Below are 15,334 nucleotides of genomic sequence, written 5' to 3' on the forward strand. Positions count from 1 at the left end.
TAAGCCAACAAGGCAGAAAAACTCCAAGCTGGATTTACTGAAATCCCCAGACCTGGCTCGTTAGGACCTTTGTCGGGATTTGCCTAAACCAAGCTCTGCGGTTTAGGTAAAGAGAAAACATCAAAATCACCCGCGTGGTGTTTCCTGAGAGCAATTAAAAATGCTCTCACCGCGTCACTCTCGGTAATGCACGGAATAGAATAATCAATACAACTGCGCCGAATTCCAAAACTGGTTTCGATGGATGGCCTTCCAGATGTCGTATTGATCACCACCGCCACTTCTCCCGAACGTATGCGATCGACGCAATGAGGCCGACCCTCTTGAACCTTCTTGACGACAGTAACAGGGAGACCTAGGGATTTTATGAATGTGGCCGTACCTGAGGTTGCCGAGAGCGTATAACCCATGTCACACAAATCACGAATGACAGGAGCCAATTCAGTCTTATCTTTGTCACGCAAAGATAAGAAGACCTCGCCGTCCATTGGGAACGTCATCTGACTTGAAAACAGAGCCTTCAACAGAGCTTCTGAATAATCCGCTCCGCGCCCCATGCTTTCTCCCGTTGACTTCATTTCTGGACCCAGAATTGAATCAGCCTCAGCAAATTTTTTAAATGGAAAAACGACTCCCTTCACCGCTACGTGCGAGATATCCCTCCAGTTGAAACGCTCAGGCCTCACGCGAGCTCTATCCCAACCAAGAAGCGCCAACACACCAAGGTCCACCAGAGGTATTCCTGTGGCTTTGGCTATAAAAGGGATGCTCCGAGAGGACCTGGGGTTGGCCTCAATCATGAAAATCTCATCATCTTTGATGGCCAACTGAAGATTCAGAAAACCAATGACCCCAAGACGATCCGCCAGTTCAAGGCTGAGCTGCTCGATCCGTTCCAAAGTATCATCCCTCAATCTTTGAGGAGGAATGACTCCCATACTGTCACCACTGTGAACTCCAGCCGCCTCGATATGCTCAACCACACCACCAACCAAAGACCAGTCCTTGCCCCGCACTAAATCGACATCAACCTCAAGAGCTCGATCAAGAAATTGATCCATGAGACACGGAATTTTTGACGATATGTAGGTTCCATGACGAGAGAAATAGGATCTTAGTTCATCCTCTTCTTCGATTATCTCCATCCTTCTGCCACCCAACACATAACTCGGCCGACAGATGAGAGGATACCCTATCTCTTGGGCCACGCTGAGTGCACTTTTCAGTTCACTTACCATCGCCGATTTAGGAATTTGAAAAGCAAGTTCTGTGCATACCTTCGCAAAAAGGCCCCTGTCTTCCGCCAGATCTATCGTTTCCAAAGTCGATCCAAGCAAGTTAAATCCATTTTCAACAATAATACGCGCCAGAGAAATCGGAGTCTGTCCTCCGAGTTGGCACACGACACCTTTAGGATTCACGTAACGAAGGATTTCTAGCACATGCTCTTCGTTCAAGGGTTCAAAGTAAAGTTCATCAGAGGTGTCGTAATCAGTTGACACCGTCTCGGGATTGGAATTGATCATCACCACATGACAGCCAGCTTTTTGTAACTGGGCCACACTTCGCACGCAGCTATAGTCAAATTCAATTCCTTGACCAATGCGATTGGGGCCACTCCCCAAGATTACGACAGCGTCTTTTGTCTGTTGTCTTGGTCTCTGAGAGCTCCAATAACTTGAGTAAAGATAGGGCGTATTGGAAAAAAATTCTCCCGCACAGGTGTCCACGTTAAAATACACTGGGTGAATCCCAAGTTTATGCCTACGATTCCTAATCTCAAGTTTATCAACACTCGCCAATCGTGCAATGGTCGCATCTGAAAATCCCAGACGCTTTGCCTTAAGTAAGACATTTTCGTCAATCTCAGATGAGGATTGAGTCAGTCTGCAAATTTCTTCAACAGTCACGCCTTCGCGTAGCGCCTGAAAAACGTGAAAAATTCTCTGGCTATTGGGATAGGTAACCGAATCCTCATTAAACGAAATAACTGGAAATCCCCCGTCAGATTCATTCAATGAATGGATCGCCTTATGAAATGATTCTTTGAAGGTTCGCCCTATACTCATCACTTCACCGACACTTTTCATTTGAGTACTCAGAGAATCCTTCGCTCCAGGAAATTTTTCAAAGGCAAACCGAGGAATCTTGGTGACAACGTAATCAAGAGCTGGCTCGTAACAAGAAGGCGTTGAGCCAGTGATGTCGTTGCGCAACTCATCAAGCGTATATCCAACAGCTAACAAAGCGGCAATTTTTGCGATAGGAAATCCTGTGGCCTTACTGGCAAGAGCAGAAGATCGACTCACTCGAGGATTCATTTCAATGACGAGTCGCTCCCCCGTTTCAGGATGAACAGCAAACTGAATGTTCGCGCCCCCAGTCTCAACCCCCACGCAGTCAATGATTTTACGAGCCTCGTCTCTCATCTCTTGGTACTGGCGATCAGTGAGGGTCTGCTGGGGAGCTACTGTAATACTATCTCCCGTATGAACTCCACAGGGATCCAGATTTTCAATTGTGCAAATCACAACGAAAGTTCCGGCTTTATCCCTCATCACCTCAAGTTCAAATTCCTTCCAACCAAGAATACTCTCCTCAACCAAACACTCTGAAGTGGGGCTCTCATGTAAGGCCCCCGCTATCTTCATTTTGTACTCTTCCAATGAATAGGCAATACCACCCCCACCGCCCCCGAGGGTATAATTGGGACGCAAAATAAGCGGAAACCCTAAGTCATCAGCCGCCCTCAGTCCTTGCTCAAAAGTGCGGACCATTTCACTCCGCGGGTACTTCGCTCCAATTTTATCAAGGAGGGAGCGAAAGATTTCTCTGTCCTCTGCTGCTTTTATAGATTCTACCCTTGCACCCAAAAGCTCAATATTTAGTTCCTTTAAAATACCTTCCCGATCAAGATCCAATGCCAAATTGAGAGCTGTTTGCCCTCCCAATGTCGGTATGATTGCATCTGGACGTTCCTTCTCGAGTATCTTTCTGACAAAAGGAACCTTCAGAGGCTCAATGTAAACCCGTGTTGCAAGCTCTGGATCAGTCATGATCGTCGCCGGATTAGAGTTTATCAAAACAACCTCATACCCCTCTTTCATCAAAGCTTTGCAGGCTTGAGTTCCTGAATAGTCAAATTCACAGGCCTGCCCTATGACAATAGGACCAGAACCAATGAGAACAATCTTTTTTAAATCTTCACGTTTTCCCACTTAAATTCTTAACCTCGGCTTATTGGTATAGATCTCTTGAAGATCAACATGTTTATACTGCTCAATCTTGTATCGCATCCTGAATAACTTGATAATCAAAGATTCCTGTTCGCGGGCCCTTTCTTCAACATCTTTCAGTTTGCGCACTCTTTTGATTTCTTTAAAAATATAACGACTCGCTCGAGGCGGATGAAAACAAAATGAAGTCCCGAAAACAAATGTGTCCCCGCGGGTGAAGAGTCGAGATTCAAACAGCTGCTCTTTCTCAAAACCCACCGTCACCAATGAATTTTTAATCACTATTTTTTCGTTGGCCAACAAATCCCTCAAGTAAATATCTTTGTTCTTTAACTTCAGAAACTCGAAAATACTGTGACGTCCGCTGCTCAAATATTTGAGATCCTGACTCGTGAACTCATTTGAAAAAAAGTCACCTTTCTCTTGCCCTATCATTTGAATAGGCGAAAGGCCTGTCGACTGCAATGGCCTCGTAAAAATATACCAATCAATAAACTGAGTCATTTTCTGTTCAAACCCGTCTGATTCTTCATCAAAGACGCCCGCTAAATCAAAAAACTGCTTTTTTGCTCCCACAACTTCATCGGCAAAAACACCAGAAGAGAAATGCTGTAGAATTTCGTCTATCAATGGTTCGTATGTCATACTAACTGCTTTATAAAATAATCAAACAAACCTTCAGCATCATGAGGACCAGGATGACTCTCAGGATGGAACTGAACGCCCCAACATTTTTTTTCAACACATGTAATTCCGCTCACAGTATCATCATTGAGATTTACGTGGCTAACGATAACCCCCTCCGGCAATGAACTCGGATCCAAAGCATAACCGTGATTCTGGCTTGTCACATAAATGCGATTTAGGATTTTATCACGAACAGGGTGATTGCTCCCTCTGTGTCCAAACTTCAATTTATATGTCTTTGCTCCGAGAGCCATCCCCAAAATCTGATTTCCCATGCATATACCAAAAATAAATCTCCACCCCAAAAGGGATCTCACTGTTTCGACAGATTTTTCCACCAAGGCTGGATCACCGGGCCCATTCGAAAGAAGAATTCCGTCCGGTGCCCACTGACGAATCTCGTCCACCGAAACTCGAGAAGGGAAGATTTTCACTTTCGAACATCTTTTTCTTAACTCTCTCAAAATGTTATTCTTACACCCAAAGTCAATAACTGCCACTCTTGGCCCACCAACTCGATCTCCTGAAATATCCTCCGACTCCTTCCGAGAAACCAAATTCGCCCAATCACCATCTAACTGACGCCCCTTGGATATAAGGCCTTTCGCCCTATCCAGAGCAGATGTCTCGTCTCCCGCACGAACCAAAGCCCCCCACATCGTTCCGCTCTCACGCAAAAACAAAGTCAACTGTCTCGTGTCAATCTGATCGACAACAGGCACCCCATGAGAGACAAGTTTCTGCAACCAGCTCGAATCCCTCCGTGAATTTTGCATTTCAAGACACACGAAGCCGTTAATCCACAGCTTCGAAGATTCCCAAACTTTATCATCCACACCGTAATTACCCTGCATTGAAGCTGTCGTAACTATGATCTGTGAAAAGTAAGAAGGATCCGTAGCCATTTCTTCGTAGCCCGTGTGGGAGGTATTAAAAACCACCTCTCCAGCCCTCTCTTCACCACCAAGCCACTGCCCCGAAAAGCACTGACCTGACTCCAAAACTAAAAATGCCTTTTCTTTCAATCTACACCTCTAAACCAAGAATTAAAGAATAGAGAGCCGCTCGAACAAATAGCCCATTCGTCACTTGCTCCAAGACCAAACAACGCCGGTCTTGTAGCACATCAGAGGAAAACTCAACACCACGAATGACGGGACCTGGATGCAGAATAATCCCATTGTCCGACAGACTTTCTAAATGAACTCGGTCCACACGATATTGATCCCAAATTTCAATGGCAGAATTGGAAATGCCTACTTCCTCGTGCCGCTCTTTTTGAATTCTCAATCCCATTAATACCTGACACCATGAAACCGCAAGCCTCAGATCTGAAAATCTCTTTACATTTTTCCAATCACCGAGAGCCGGAGGCAACATGACCTCTGGACCACAAATACCAACCTCTGCTCCCAGCCTATTTAGCAGCTGAATATTGGAATTTGCTACGCGACTGTGTACAACATCGCCAACCATCAGAACCCTTTGACCCGCAATCGACCCACGAGCCTCAAGAATCGTAAAGGCGTCTAAAAGCGCTTGCGTTGGGTGTTCTCCAGTGCCGCTTCCAGCACTTATCACCGGACAATTCATTGTGTCTAAAATGCCCTCTACTTCTGGAGAATTCCCGTAGCGAACGACCATCAGATCAGGCAACATAGCCGAAATATTTCTCAGAGTATCGTATTGACTCTCGCCCTTTTGCATACTTGAAGAAGTTGCACTATCAAAGATGATTGTCCGAAAACCAAACCGATATGCCGCCGCCTGAAAGCTCACTCTCGTACGAGTACTTGGCTCAAGGAACACCATCGCCACAACAATCGGCCGATTACTGTGCTGACGAATGAGATGATCGAATCTCCTCGATTTACGAAACTCCTCCTTGAATGCTTTTGCCCTCGAGAATAGGAGTTTAACATTTTCGGTATCAAGATTCTGGATACTGAGAAGAGACTTTTCGAAAAATGACATCGCTCGAAACTATACACAAGAGGTACTACCAGAGTCAATCAACAGACTGGAAGAGTCGGGGCCAGCGAACCTGAGGAAGCCAGGATCCTCGCTGTTCCTCCCACCCCAGTGAGAGCCAAATAAAGCCTAGCTTCGCCTCCAGGCTCCTCACCGCAACAACGCCCCAAGACCGGGAGTCCTCTCCCTGGTCCCGGTGGTCACTCATTACAAATACGTGCCCAGGAGGAACAATTGTTGGTCCGAAGTTCTCCGAATCCCTTCGAGGCCCGACAAGAATTTTATGGCTCGAATTTCCCAGCGTCTCCTGAAGGGCGACACTGTAATTACCAAACCCCTCCAAAATTTCAGTCTCTCCCTCAACTTTCATATATTGAGCGGCTTCCCCATTTACAATCAGGCGCTTGCCCCGAATGACCAGCCGATCCCCAGGGAGACCTATGATCCGCCGGATACAACTTGAATCAGGGTTGTTTGGACACGGAAATATGGCAATGTCTCCCCTGCGCAAAGGCCCTCCTCCCAGTTTTACCTTTTCCATCAAGGGTAGAGGAATGCCAAAAGGAAGCTTATAGGCAAATATGAAGTCCCCAGGGAAAAGAGATGGCATCATACTTGTAGAGGGAATTCGGTAGGCAGACACAATAAAAGTTCTAAAGAAAAATGCTAAAAGAACAGCGTAAAAAAGAGCCTCTGCATAATCTCGAAGAAGATGCTTGAGTGAAGTCTCAATTTTAGAGGCATTGAGCTTGGATGGTTTCAACCTGTCTCCTCTATCCTATTGAATAATATGAAAGAAGCGCCTCCATCGAATTTTGGCTGGATCACAAACGAATGGCGCTGTGACCAAGGTCTCCGTGCAACTCAGCCAAACAAAGGAGGCTCTTCCTAGAAGATTTTCAAACGGCAGTGTGCCCCAAATTCGACTGTCTCTCGAATTATCCCGATTGTCTCCCATCACAAAAATGTGTCCTGCCGGAACTTCGACCTCCGACTCTGACCATCGATAGGAATTTGAAATAAGCATCCCAAGGTGTGTCCGATCTCCTAAAGTCTCTTCAAAAAACTCGAAGCCACTTAGGTCACCACCAATATCTTCGGCGGTGAGGCTATAAAAGGAAGTCTTATTGCCTCCAAACTGAGGCTTCTCTAAGACATGACTTTTGAGAGGAATCCCATTCACGACAATTTGGCCTTTTTCGTCCACACGAATCAGGTCCCCGGGAAGCCCAATCACTCTCTTAATCATATATAGAGATTCGTCCTCCAACGATCTAAAAACAACCACATCGCCTCTATTGGGATATGAAAATTTGACTAACCAATATTTGGTAAAAGGGACCCGTAAACCGAAAGCAAATTTATTCACCAGTATGTGATCATGAATGAGAAGACTCGGAATCATACTCCCAGATGGTATTACGTAGGGCTCCGCAACGACCCATCGCAAAACCAGGATCATTAAAATGGCACCAAAAAAACTCAGTAGTGATCCAGCTAAAGTTGCCCTTCGATTTGCTGGTTTGCACTTGCCCTTTTCTGGATCGGACGATGATTCAATGGACATTGTGAAAAAACCGATTCCACCTGATTGTAAGTGGATTACAAAAGAATGAACTCGAAGAAAAAGTCTCTTCGCAACTAAACCATACGAACATCGCTCGACCTACCAAATACTCGCGCGGCACAAATTGCTTGCCTCTTTCCCAAAATCGACTGTCCTGGGAGTTGTCACGATTATCTCCCATTACAAAGAAATGCCTATCTGGAACCTGGTAGGGACCGTAAGCCACATTGGTCTGATTTTCACTTTTCAAAAGAATACTATGAACATGATGGTCCAAAACTTCCTGCCAATGAACATAGCGCCCCCTTGCTCCGGGTCCATCCCCTGGAAAGTGCTCGTCGCGCAACCAGCCAAATTCAGACATCAATTCTTGAGGCACCTGCTTTTCTATCAATTTGTCATTAATAAAGAGGTTCCCCTTTTCATAAAAGATTCGATCCCCGGGAAGCCCTACGACCCTTTTGATATAAAACATGCTTGGCCTTTCGGGGTACTTAAATACAACGACCTCGCCACGACTGGGACTAGAAAATTCGACCAACCAGTCCGTGGTAAATGGGATCCTAAGACCATAAACAATTTTGTTCACAAAGATATGATCATGGACAAGCAGGCTTGGGAGCATACTACCTGAGGGAATGACATATGCTTCAATAAATGCCCATCGAAGAGTCAAAGCAACTAAAACGGCCAACAACAAAGACCCCGTGCCCTCTGTCCAAAATTGCCGTCCTCTCTTCAAACTCAGTCCTCCACCTTGAGGATAGCCAAAAAGGCCTCCTGGGGCACCTCAATGTGACCAATGGCCTTCATGCGCTTCTTTCCTTCCTTCTGCTTTTCCAGAAGTTTCCGCTTGCGACTAATATCTCCCCCATAACATTTGGCTGTCACGTCTTTTCTCAAAGCTCCCAGAGTTTCGCGAGCAATAATTTTCGCACCTATGGCCGCTTGAATGGCCACCTGATATTGCTGTCTCGGAATGAGTTCTTTGAGTTTCTTGACCAATTGACGACCTCGCCAATCTGCCTTAGTTCGATGCACAATTATTGATAGCGCATCGATAGGTTCGCCATTTATCAGAATATCCATTTTGACAAGATCTGCAGCCTGAAAATCCGCAATTTCATATTCCAAAGAGGCGTATCCGCGAGAAATTGTTTTCAATTTGTCATAAAAATCCATCACCATTTCGTTAAGAGGCAATCTATACTCTATGATGACCTTTGTATCGGTAATGTATTCCATGCGCTGCTGAATCCCGCGCTTATCTTCACACAATTTTAAAATCCCTCCAATAAACTGGCTGGGAGTATGAATGATCACCTTGACCAAAGGTTCTTCTAAACGCTCAATTCGGGAAAGATCGGGTAGTTTGGCTGGATTCTCAAGCTCAATGACAGTCCCATCATGTAAATAGACTCTATAAATCACCGTTGGCGCCGTCGTAATGAGATCAAGATTGAATTCTCGCTCCAACCTCTCTTGGACGATTTCCATGTGAAGAAGCCCTAGAAAACCCACTCGGTACCCAAAACCCAATGCAACGGAGGACTCGATTTCGTAGCTAAGACTCGAGTCATTGAGAGATAACTTATCAAGGGCCACTTTTAGATTTTCATAGTCGGCCGAAACAATCGGAAATATGCCAGCAAAGACCATGGGTTTTATTCGACGAAACCCAGGTAAAGACTCCGTTGCTCCATTCTTGGCAACTGTTATTGTATCGCCAACTTTGACATTCCGAATATCCTTTATGCCGCAAACCAAGAATCCCACTTCACCAGCATTCAATTCCGTCAAATGTCGCGCAAAAGGAGCAAAAACTCCCAATTTAAGCACCTCATAATCTCGGTATGTCGCCAGGAATTTAATTTTGTCCCCCACTTTTATCTTCCCATCAACAATACGACAGAGAGTCACAACCCCCTGATAGGAATCGAACCAAGAATCAAAAATAAGTGCCCGCAGAGGAATGTTTCGATTCGCTTGAGGGGGAGGAATAAACTTAACTATCGCCTCCAATATTTCCTCGATCCCCTTCATTTCTTTGGCACTGGCTAGAATTGTATTTGATGTATCAAGTCCAATTGCATCCTCAATCTGGCGTTTGACTCCCTCAGGGTCTGCAGAAGGAAGATCTATCTTATTTAGAACGGGGATAATTTCAAGATTGCTCTCCAGGGCCAAATAAACATTAGCCAAAGTTTGAGCCTCAACCCCTTGGGCAGCATCTACCACGAGAATGGCTCCCTCACAGGCGGCCAAGGATCTAGAAACCTCGTAGGTGAAGTCAACATGGCCGGGGGTATCAATGAGGTTCAGCTGGTAAGTTAATCCATTTTTTGCTTTGTAATTCAGGCGAACAGTTTGAGCCTTTATCGTGATCCCGCGTTCTCTCTCGAGATCCATGCTATCTAAAAACTGCTCTTTGGATTCTCTATCGGATAAAGAACCCGTGTACTTCAGTAGGCTGTCAGCTAAAGTTGATTTCCCGTGATCAATATGAGCTATAATAGAAAAATTGCGAATATGTTCAGCCGAAGTTTCTGCCAATTCCACTTCATTTTCCATGTCTCCACTATATCAGTGGGCTGTATCAGTGGGTATCTGCAAAGGCCAATCAGCCAACCACCCTTGTCCAAAGGTTGTACGAGCGAGTTCTATCAAGAAAAGGCCTTTACTGCATCCTTTATCGCCTCGACCTTGTCCGTCCTCTCCCAAGTAAATTCCGCTTCATTGCGACCAAAATGGCCATACGCAGCTGTTTTCAAGTAGCGTGGCTTTAGCAAATCAAACTGCTTTACAATCTCCGCTGGCTTCAAATTCCAAACTTCCCGCACAGCCTTAGAAAGAATCTCCGACGACACTTTGCCGGTACCATAGTCATTTATCATAACACTCACTGGTTCAGCTATTCCAATAGCATAAGCCAACTGCACGAGAACTCTGTCTGCCAATCCCGCCGCAACAATATTTTTAGCTACGTGTCGGGCCGCATAAGCTGCCGATCGATCCACCTTAGAGGGGTCCTTACCAGAGAAGGCTCCGCCTCCATGGGCACCATGCCCGCCATAAGTATCAACAATAATCTTACGTCCGGTAAGACCGCAGTCTCCAAGAGGCCCCCCTACGACAAACCTGCCCGTGGGGTTAACAAAAAACTTTGTGCCCGCATCAAGAAACTCGCGCGGAACCACTCGAGGGATGAGCTCCTCCTGCACAAACGACTTAATCGTGGCCTGATCGACGTCGGGACTATGTTGAGTACTCAAAACGATTGAATCAATTCTGGCCGCCTTGCCATTGACATACTCCACCGTCACCTGACTTTTGCTGTCTGGGCGTAAAAAAGGAACTCTTCCGCTTTTACGTAAACTCGCCAGCTCACGCACCAATTTGTGGGCCAAGGAGATAGTGAGGGGCATATACTCAGCCGTCTCGTTGACGGCATAACCAAACATAATGCCTTGATCGCCGGCACCTTGCTCTCGCTGATCAGAGCTATCTACCCCGCGCGCAATATCCTGACTCTGGCGGTCAAGAGCCACCTGAACAGCACAGGAGTCTGCATCAAATCCTATCTCGCTGTTTGTATAACCAATTTCGCGAAGGGTTTTTCGCACAAGCGTAGAGATATCCACCTGCACCTTGGAAGTAACTTCACCAGCCAGCATGACAAAACCCGTAGAAATCATCGTTTCACAAGCCACACGAGAATTTGAATCACCGGAAAGAAAAGCGTCAAGAACAGCGTCACTAATTTGATCAGCCACTTTGTCGGGGTGGCCTTCCGAAACGGACTCACTTGTAAATAGAAAATTTCGCATGCTAAGACCTCTCTGGGCAGGATTGAAGTATATCTTTGGAGAGGTGATTTCTTAACAGGAACAAAATCCCTAGGTCAACACAATCCAGGGCCGAATCAGGAGGTCCAGCTCAGATGAATGGCCTATCTTTAACCAACAGAGCATCCTTGTCTTAACTTGCCTTCTTGCTATCCAAATTGAACTCCTGCTCTATCTCAAGCTGCATCTGCATTTCGATTTGCTCCTGCAGTTTCTTTGCTCTGTGCCCCCTGGTATATTCAGGCGAATGATGATTCTTTTTTTTCTGCTTGTGCTTAGACATCTGCCTTTGAAGTTTCAAAGAGACTTGGTCGACAACTGCTTGAAAACTCTCTCCCTCCCCTCGGGCTGCAATAGATCTGGTCCCTCCCACGATGTGCATCTCCACCGTTTTAATATGGCGCTCTGCGCTGTATGTGACGTGAATATGGACTGGTTTCATCTCAAATTTTACCAGCCTCTGCAGCTTTTCCTCCGTGTATTGAACAAGGCTTTCTGACCAATCCAAACTCTTGAACTGATAACTTATTTTCATGCTCAAACCTCCGGTTTAGCTCCTAAAACCTTACTTCGCTTCTCTCAAATTTAAATTGATACGATGAAGATAGCCCACTGACCCTGTCAGCGAAATGAACCAAGCAAAAGACCCCTCGGCTCCATAAACCCCGCAAATGAACGAACCATGAACCCCGGCAACTCATCTGATAACTTGTCGGACTATTCAAACTAAAGTTGAGGTTCTGCCTCCTGTTTCTTAATTTGGTACAGACTGCAAAAAATCTAATAATATTTCTTGCGTTTGCTTGACGGCAAAATCTTAAGTACGTCTCGATATTTCGCTACAGTCCGTCGAGCAATTTTAATTCCGTCCTTTTTTAATAGTTCGACGAGCCTTTGATCTGAAAGCGGATCTTTTAAATCCTCTTGATCAACAAGGGATTTGATTTTCATTTTGACTGATTCACTTGCGAGCAATTCTCCATCCGTCTTATTAATTCCGGAGTTAAAGAAATACTTTAATTCGAAGATTCCACGCGAAGTGTGAAGGTACTTATTTGTGGTAACACGACTCACTGTTGATTCATGCATTCCAATATCATTGGCAATATCACGAAGAATCATTGGTCGAATAAACCCTGATCCCTTATCAAAAAAATCTTTTTGATAGCGAACGATACTCTCCGTCACTTTATAAATCGTCCTCTGACGTTGAGCGATAGATTTGATCAACCAGAGCGCCGAACGAAGCTTGTCCTGAATGTAGGCCTGAGCCTGAGGAGTCGCCGACTGATCACTCCCACCTTTCATCACATTCTTGTATAGATTGGAAATACGCAAGCGAGGCAATCCATCCTCATTCAGTGAAACAATGTATTCATCTCCGACCTTATACACGTAAACATCTGGAGTAATGAACTGAGTCTCTTGAGGCAGATAAGCTCGCCCCGGCTTTGGATCCATGGATAAAATAATTTTGCAAATGTCTATAACATCTTCAAGATCCAAATTCATCGCCTTTGCGATGGCAGGATAATTCTTTTTTTCTAGATCTTTCAAATGATCATTTATCAATCGCACCAAATCGTTCGTGTCCTCTTCAATATATTTGGCCTGAATGAGCAAACACTCACGCAAATTCCTGGCTCCAACGCCCGGCGGGTCAAACTCCTGGAGAAAAGGCAACATTTCCTCCAACTCACTTGCATTAAGACCTTCCTCTTCGGCAATAGCCTCAAGCGAAACCTTTATGTAACCATCATCATCCACATAGGAAACCAACACTGAGACAAGAGAGAACTCTTCTTCATTGAACCCAGCTAAACCAGCCTGCCACATCAAATAGTCATGAAACGATTGATGAGTTGAAATCAAATTTTCGTAATTCATGATCTCTTCGTTGCCACCTCCGGAGGACTGTGGAGGCTTGTATTGATTGTCAAAGTAGTTGTCCCAATCAAACTCATCCTGCTTTCTCGGATCTTGCGAACCCTCTTGAGACTCTGGAGTGACTGTGTCTGCCCCTATCTCCGAGTCTGCATTTTGAAGAGATTTCGGGATAGGTTCGTCATCTGTGGTTTCCTGCACTTCCTCTAAAATGGGATTTTCCGTAAGTTCCTTGCGAACTTGCGTCTCCAATTCAAGACGCGACAGTTGAAGTAACTTTATCGCTTGCTGGAGCTGCGGAGTCATCCGGAGCTGCTGAGAAAGCTTCATGCTCATTTTAAGATGCATCGCCATATCGAAGTGCCTCCTACAATCTAAAACCTTCACCCAAATAAAATTTTCTGGCTACGGGAGATTCTGCTATCTCCATCGCGCTCCCTTGTACTTCTATCCTACCATCTTTCAGAATATGGGCGCGATCACATATTCCAAGAGTTTCTCGAACATTGTGGTCTGTTATCAAAATACCGATCCCTTTGGTCTTTAAATCACGAATAATTTCTTGAATATCGCCCACTGCAATAGGATCAATTCCCGCAAAAGGTTCATCGAGAAGCAGAAATTTGGGTTTCCCAGCTAAGGCACGTGCAATCTCGACCCGTCGTCTTTCTCCTCCCGACAAAGAATACCCATAACTACTTCTTACGTGTTCTATCCGAAACTCCTTCAGCAACAGATCTAACCTCTCGTGCTTATCTGACCCCGTGTAGCCGTGGGCTTCAAGGGCCACCAAAATATTTTCTGCTACCGTAAGACGACGAAAGATACTTGCTTCTTGAGGAAGATAACTCAAGCCAATCCTCGCTCTCTTGTACATTGGCATATCTCCGATGGAACCATCGTCTAACAAAATCTCTCCTTCATCCGGATTTAAAAGCCCCACAACCATGTAAAAACTGGTTGTCTTTCCAGCCCCATTTGGACCAAGAATTCCCACGATTTCGCCAGATTGAACTTGAAATGAAACTTCCCTTACCACTTGGCGCAACTTGAATCGCTTGGAAATCTTATTTACAATCAATACACTCAATTTGCTTTCTCCAGTTCCCGACTCTCCACATTTGCTCTTGCCTTAAAAACTTCGACTTTTTTTCCGCCCTCAAGAAAAACAATTTCCTCTCCCTGAAGCTCGTCATTGTTCTGAACAACCCTTGGATTTCCGCTAAACACATAGCGATCCTTATCAAAGTTCACATTCACCTTTTGTGAAGTAACCCATTTTTCTAAATCACTCACCCGCACTCCACCAGAGACTTGAACGGATTTAACAAGATTCTGCTCTCTCCCATATTCAAATACGGCCTCTGGTCCCGTAATTCGCATTGTTTCAAAATCCATCACAACGTCCTCGCTAAAACGAGCAAGATTGGATTTGCCACTGAACGCAGCTTTCTGGGCTCGAATCAAAAGTCGGCGATCTCCCTTGAACGCCTTTTCTCCCTTCACTCCTCCATTGACTGTCATCAAAGAATTGTTCAGGTCAGCGCTTAAGGAATTCCCACGCAGGATCAATGAAAACCCCTCCCCATCCTTTGGGCCCCGCATAAAAACTGGAAGAGGCGCTACAAATTGACGTTCCTTCGAATGATAAATCATCTTCTCCGTTTCGAAAGCATAACCGTTGGACGAGCGAATGACGACCTTCCCTTTCACATCCATATCCTTGGTCTTTACGTCTATTGAACCCTCATCGCCAGTCACAATAAAGAACACACCGTCCTTACCAAATAATCTTGTTTTCACTTTGCGTAAAGACCAACTTGGTTTCAATTTGTATGCAACTGCCGACTCTGCCCACAGCTCCCACTCTTTTTCTCCCTCTCGGGTCTCAACAAGATGAGCCCCCCGCATAATTTGCTCAATTCCCTTACTAACTCCATCATCTGGCGCAACGGGACCCGACTGTGGCTTTGCCTTATCATCTAGGTCCCTTGGAAAAATCACAATGATTTCGATAATTAACACTACAAACAGCACCCCTAGAAGGAACTTCCCCAGCCTAATACTGATGTACTTACTACCATGTATACCCACTGCCGACATTGTAACATAGAACTGGCACGGAATTAGCATGATTTCAAAAT

At 45.3% G+C, this 15,334-nt stretch carries 13 protein-coding genes; all 13 read right to left on the reverse strand.

All coding sequences use genetic code 11. The features are described from left to right. Positions 1-83: 83 nt before the first annotated feature. On the reverse strand, positions 84-3,218 hold the full coding sequence (gene carB, locus IPL83_13920; GenBank protein ID MBK9040234.1) for a carbamoyl-phosphate synthase large subunit: 3,135 nt from the start codon (positions 3,216-3,218) through the stop codon (positions 84-86). Then, positions 3,219-3,881: a hypothetical protein gene (locus tag IPL83_13925; protein MBK9040235.1), complete on the reverse strand. Its 663-nt coding sequence runs from the start codon at positions 3,879-3,881 to the stop codon at positions 3,219-3,221. Next, complete coding sequence (carA, locus tag IPL83_13930) at positions 3,878-4,948, reverse strand: glutamine-hydrolyzing carbamoyl-phosphate synthase small subunit (protein MBK9040236.1); 1,071 nt, start codon at positions 4,946-4,948, stop codon at positions 3,878-3,880. The genes IPL83_13925 and carA overlap by 4 nt, the downstream gene beginning before the upstream one ends. Before the next feature lies 1 nt (position 4,949). Then, positions 4,950-5,897, reverse strand: a complete 948-nt coding sequence (locus IPL83_13935) for an aspartate carbamoyltransferase catalytic subunit (protein MBK9040237.1) — start codon at positions 5,895-5,897, stop codon at positions 4,950-4,952. 34 nt (positions 5,898-5,931) lie between these two features. Next, positions 5,932-6,657, reverse strand: coding sequence for a signal peptidase I (gene lepB / locus IPL83_13940; protein MBK9040238.1), 726 nt, complete (start codon positions 6,655-6,657; stop codon positions 5,932-5,934). Between the two features lie 15 nt (positions 6,658-6,672). Continuing rightward, positions 6,673-7,461, reverse strand: coding sequence for a signal peptidase I (lepB, locus tag IPL83_13945; protein ID MBK9040239.1), 789 nt, complete (start codon positions 7,459-7,461; stop codon positions 6,673-6,675). Continuing rightward, the gene (gene lepB / locus IPL83_13950; protein ID MBK9040240.1) at positions 7,451-8,209 is read right to left on the reverse strand and encodes a signal peptidase I; all 759 of its coding nucleotides are present in this window, start codon (positions 8,207-8,209) and stop codon (positions 7,451-7,453) included. The genes lepB (IPL83_13945) and lepB (IPL83_13950) overlap by 11 nt, the downstream gene beginning before the upstream one ends. Then, complete coding sequence (lepA, locus tag IPL83_13955; GenBank protein ID MBK9040241.1) at positions 8,206-10,032, reverse strand: elongation factor 4; 1,827 nt, start codon at positions 10,030-10,032, stop codon at positions 8,206-8,208. Before lepA ends, lepB (IPL83_13950) begins: the two co-directional genes overlap by 4 nt. 92 nt (positions 10,033-10,124) lie before the next feature. Next, on the reverse strand, positions 10,125-11,288 hold the full coding sequence (locus tag IPL83_13960) for a methionine adenosyltransferase (protein ID MBK9040242.1): 1,164 nt from the start codon (positions 11,286-11,288) through the stop codon (positions 10,125-10,127). 151 nt (positions 11,289-11,439) lie between these two features. Further along, positions 11,440-11,841, reverse strand: a complete 402-nt coding sequence (gene raiA, locus IPL83_13965; GenBank protein ID MBK9040243.1) for a ribosome-associated translation inhibitor RaiA — start codon at positions 11,839-11,841, stop codon at positions 11,440-11,442. A 245-nt stretch (positions 11,842-12,086) separates the two neighbouring features. Continuing rightward, positions 12,087-13,544, reverse strand: a complete 1,458-nt coding sequence (gene rpoN / locus IPL83_13970) for an RNA polymerase factor sigma-54 (GenBank protein MBK9040244.1) — start codon at positions 13,542-13,544, stop codon at positions 12,087-12,089. A gap of 13 nt (positions 13,545-13,557) precedes the next feature. Beyond that, positions 13,558-14,280 carry an LPS export ABC transporter ATP-binding protein gene (gene lptB, locus IPL83_13975; GenBank protein ID MBK9040245.1) on the reverse strand — a complete coding sequence of 241 codons (723 nt, stop codon included), beginning with the start codon at positions 14,278-14,280 and terminating at the stop codon, positions 13,558-13,560. Beyond that, the gene (gene lptC / locus IPL83_13980) at positions 14,277-15,215 is read right to left on the reverse strand and encodes an LPS export ABC transporter periplasmic protein LptC (GenBank protein ID MBK9040246.1); all 939 of its coding nucleotides are present in this window, start codon (positions 15,213-15,215) and stop codon (positions 14,277-14,279) included. Before lptC ends, lptB begins: the two co-directional genes overlap by 4 nt. Positions 15,216-15,334: the final 119 nt, after the last annotated feature.

The sequence above is a fragment of the Bdellovibrionales bacterium genome (assembly GCA_016716765.1).
GTDB lineage: Bacteria > Bdellovibrionota > Bdellovibrionia > Bdellovibrionales > UBA1609 > JADJVA01.

Bases quoted from the DNA above. Each gene is read 5' to 3' on its own strand.
- lepA (MBK9040241.1), bottom strand. From the start codon at position 10,032: ATGGAAAATGAAGTGGAATTGGCAGAAACTTCGGCTGAACATATTCGC.
- raiA (MBK9040243.1), bottom strand. From the start codon at position 11,841: ATGAAAATAAGTTATCAGTTCAAGAGTTTGGATTGGTCAGAAAGCCTT.
- IPL83_13925 (MBK9040235.1), bottom strand. From the start codon at position 3,881: ATGACATACGAACCATTGATAGACGAAATTCTACAGCATTTCTCTTCT.
- lepB (MBK9040239.1), bottom strand. From the start codon at position 7,461: ATGTCCATTGAATCATCGTCCGATCCAGAAAAGGGCAAGTGCAAACCA.
- rpoN (MBK9040244.1), bottom strand. From the start codon at position 13,544: ATGGCGATGCATCTTAAAATGAGCATGAAGCTTTCTCAGCAGCTCCGG.
- IPL83_13960 (MBK9040242.1), bottom strand. From the start codon at position 11,288: ATGCGAAATTTTCTATTTACAAGTGAGTCCGTTTCGGAAGGCCACCCC.
- IPL83_13935 (MBK9040237.1), bottom strand. From the start codon at position 5,897: ATGTCATTTTTCGAAAAGTCTCTTCTCAGTATCCAGAATCTTGATACC.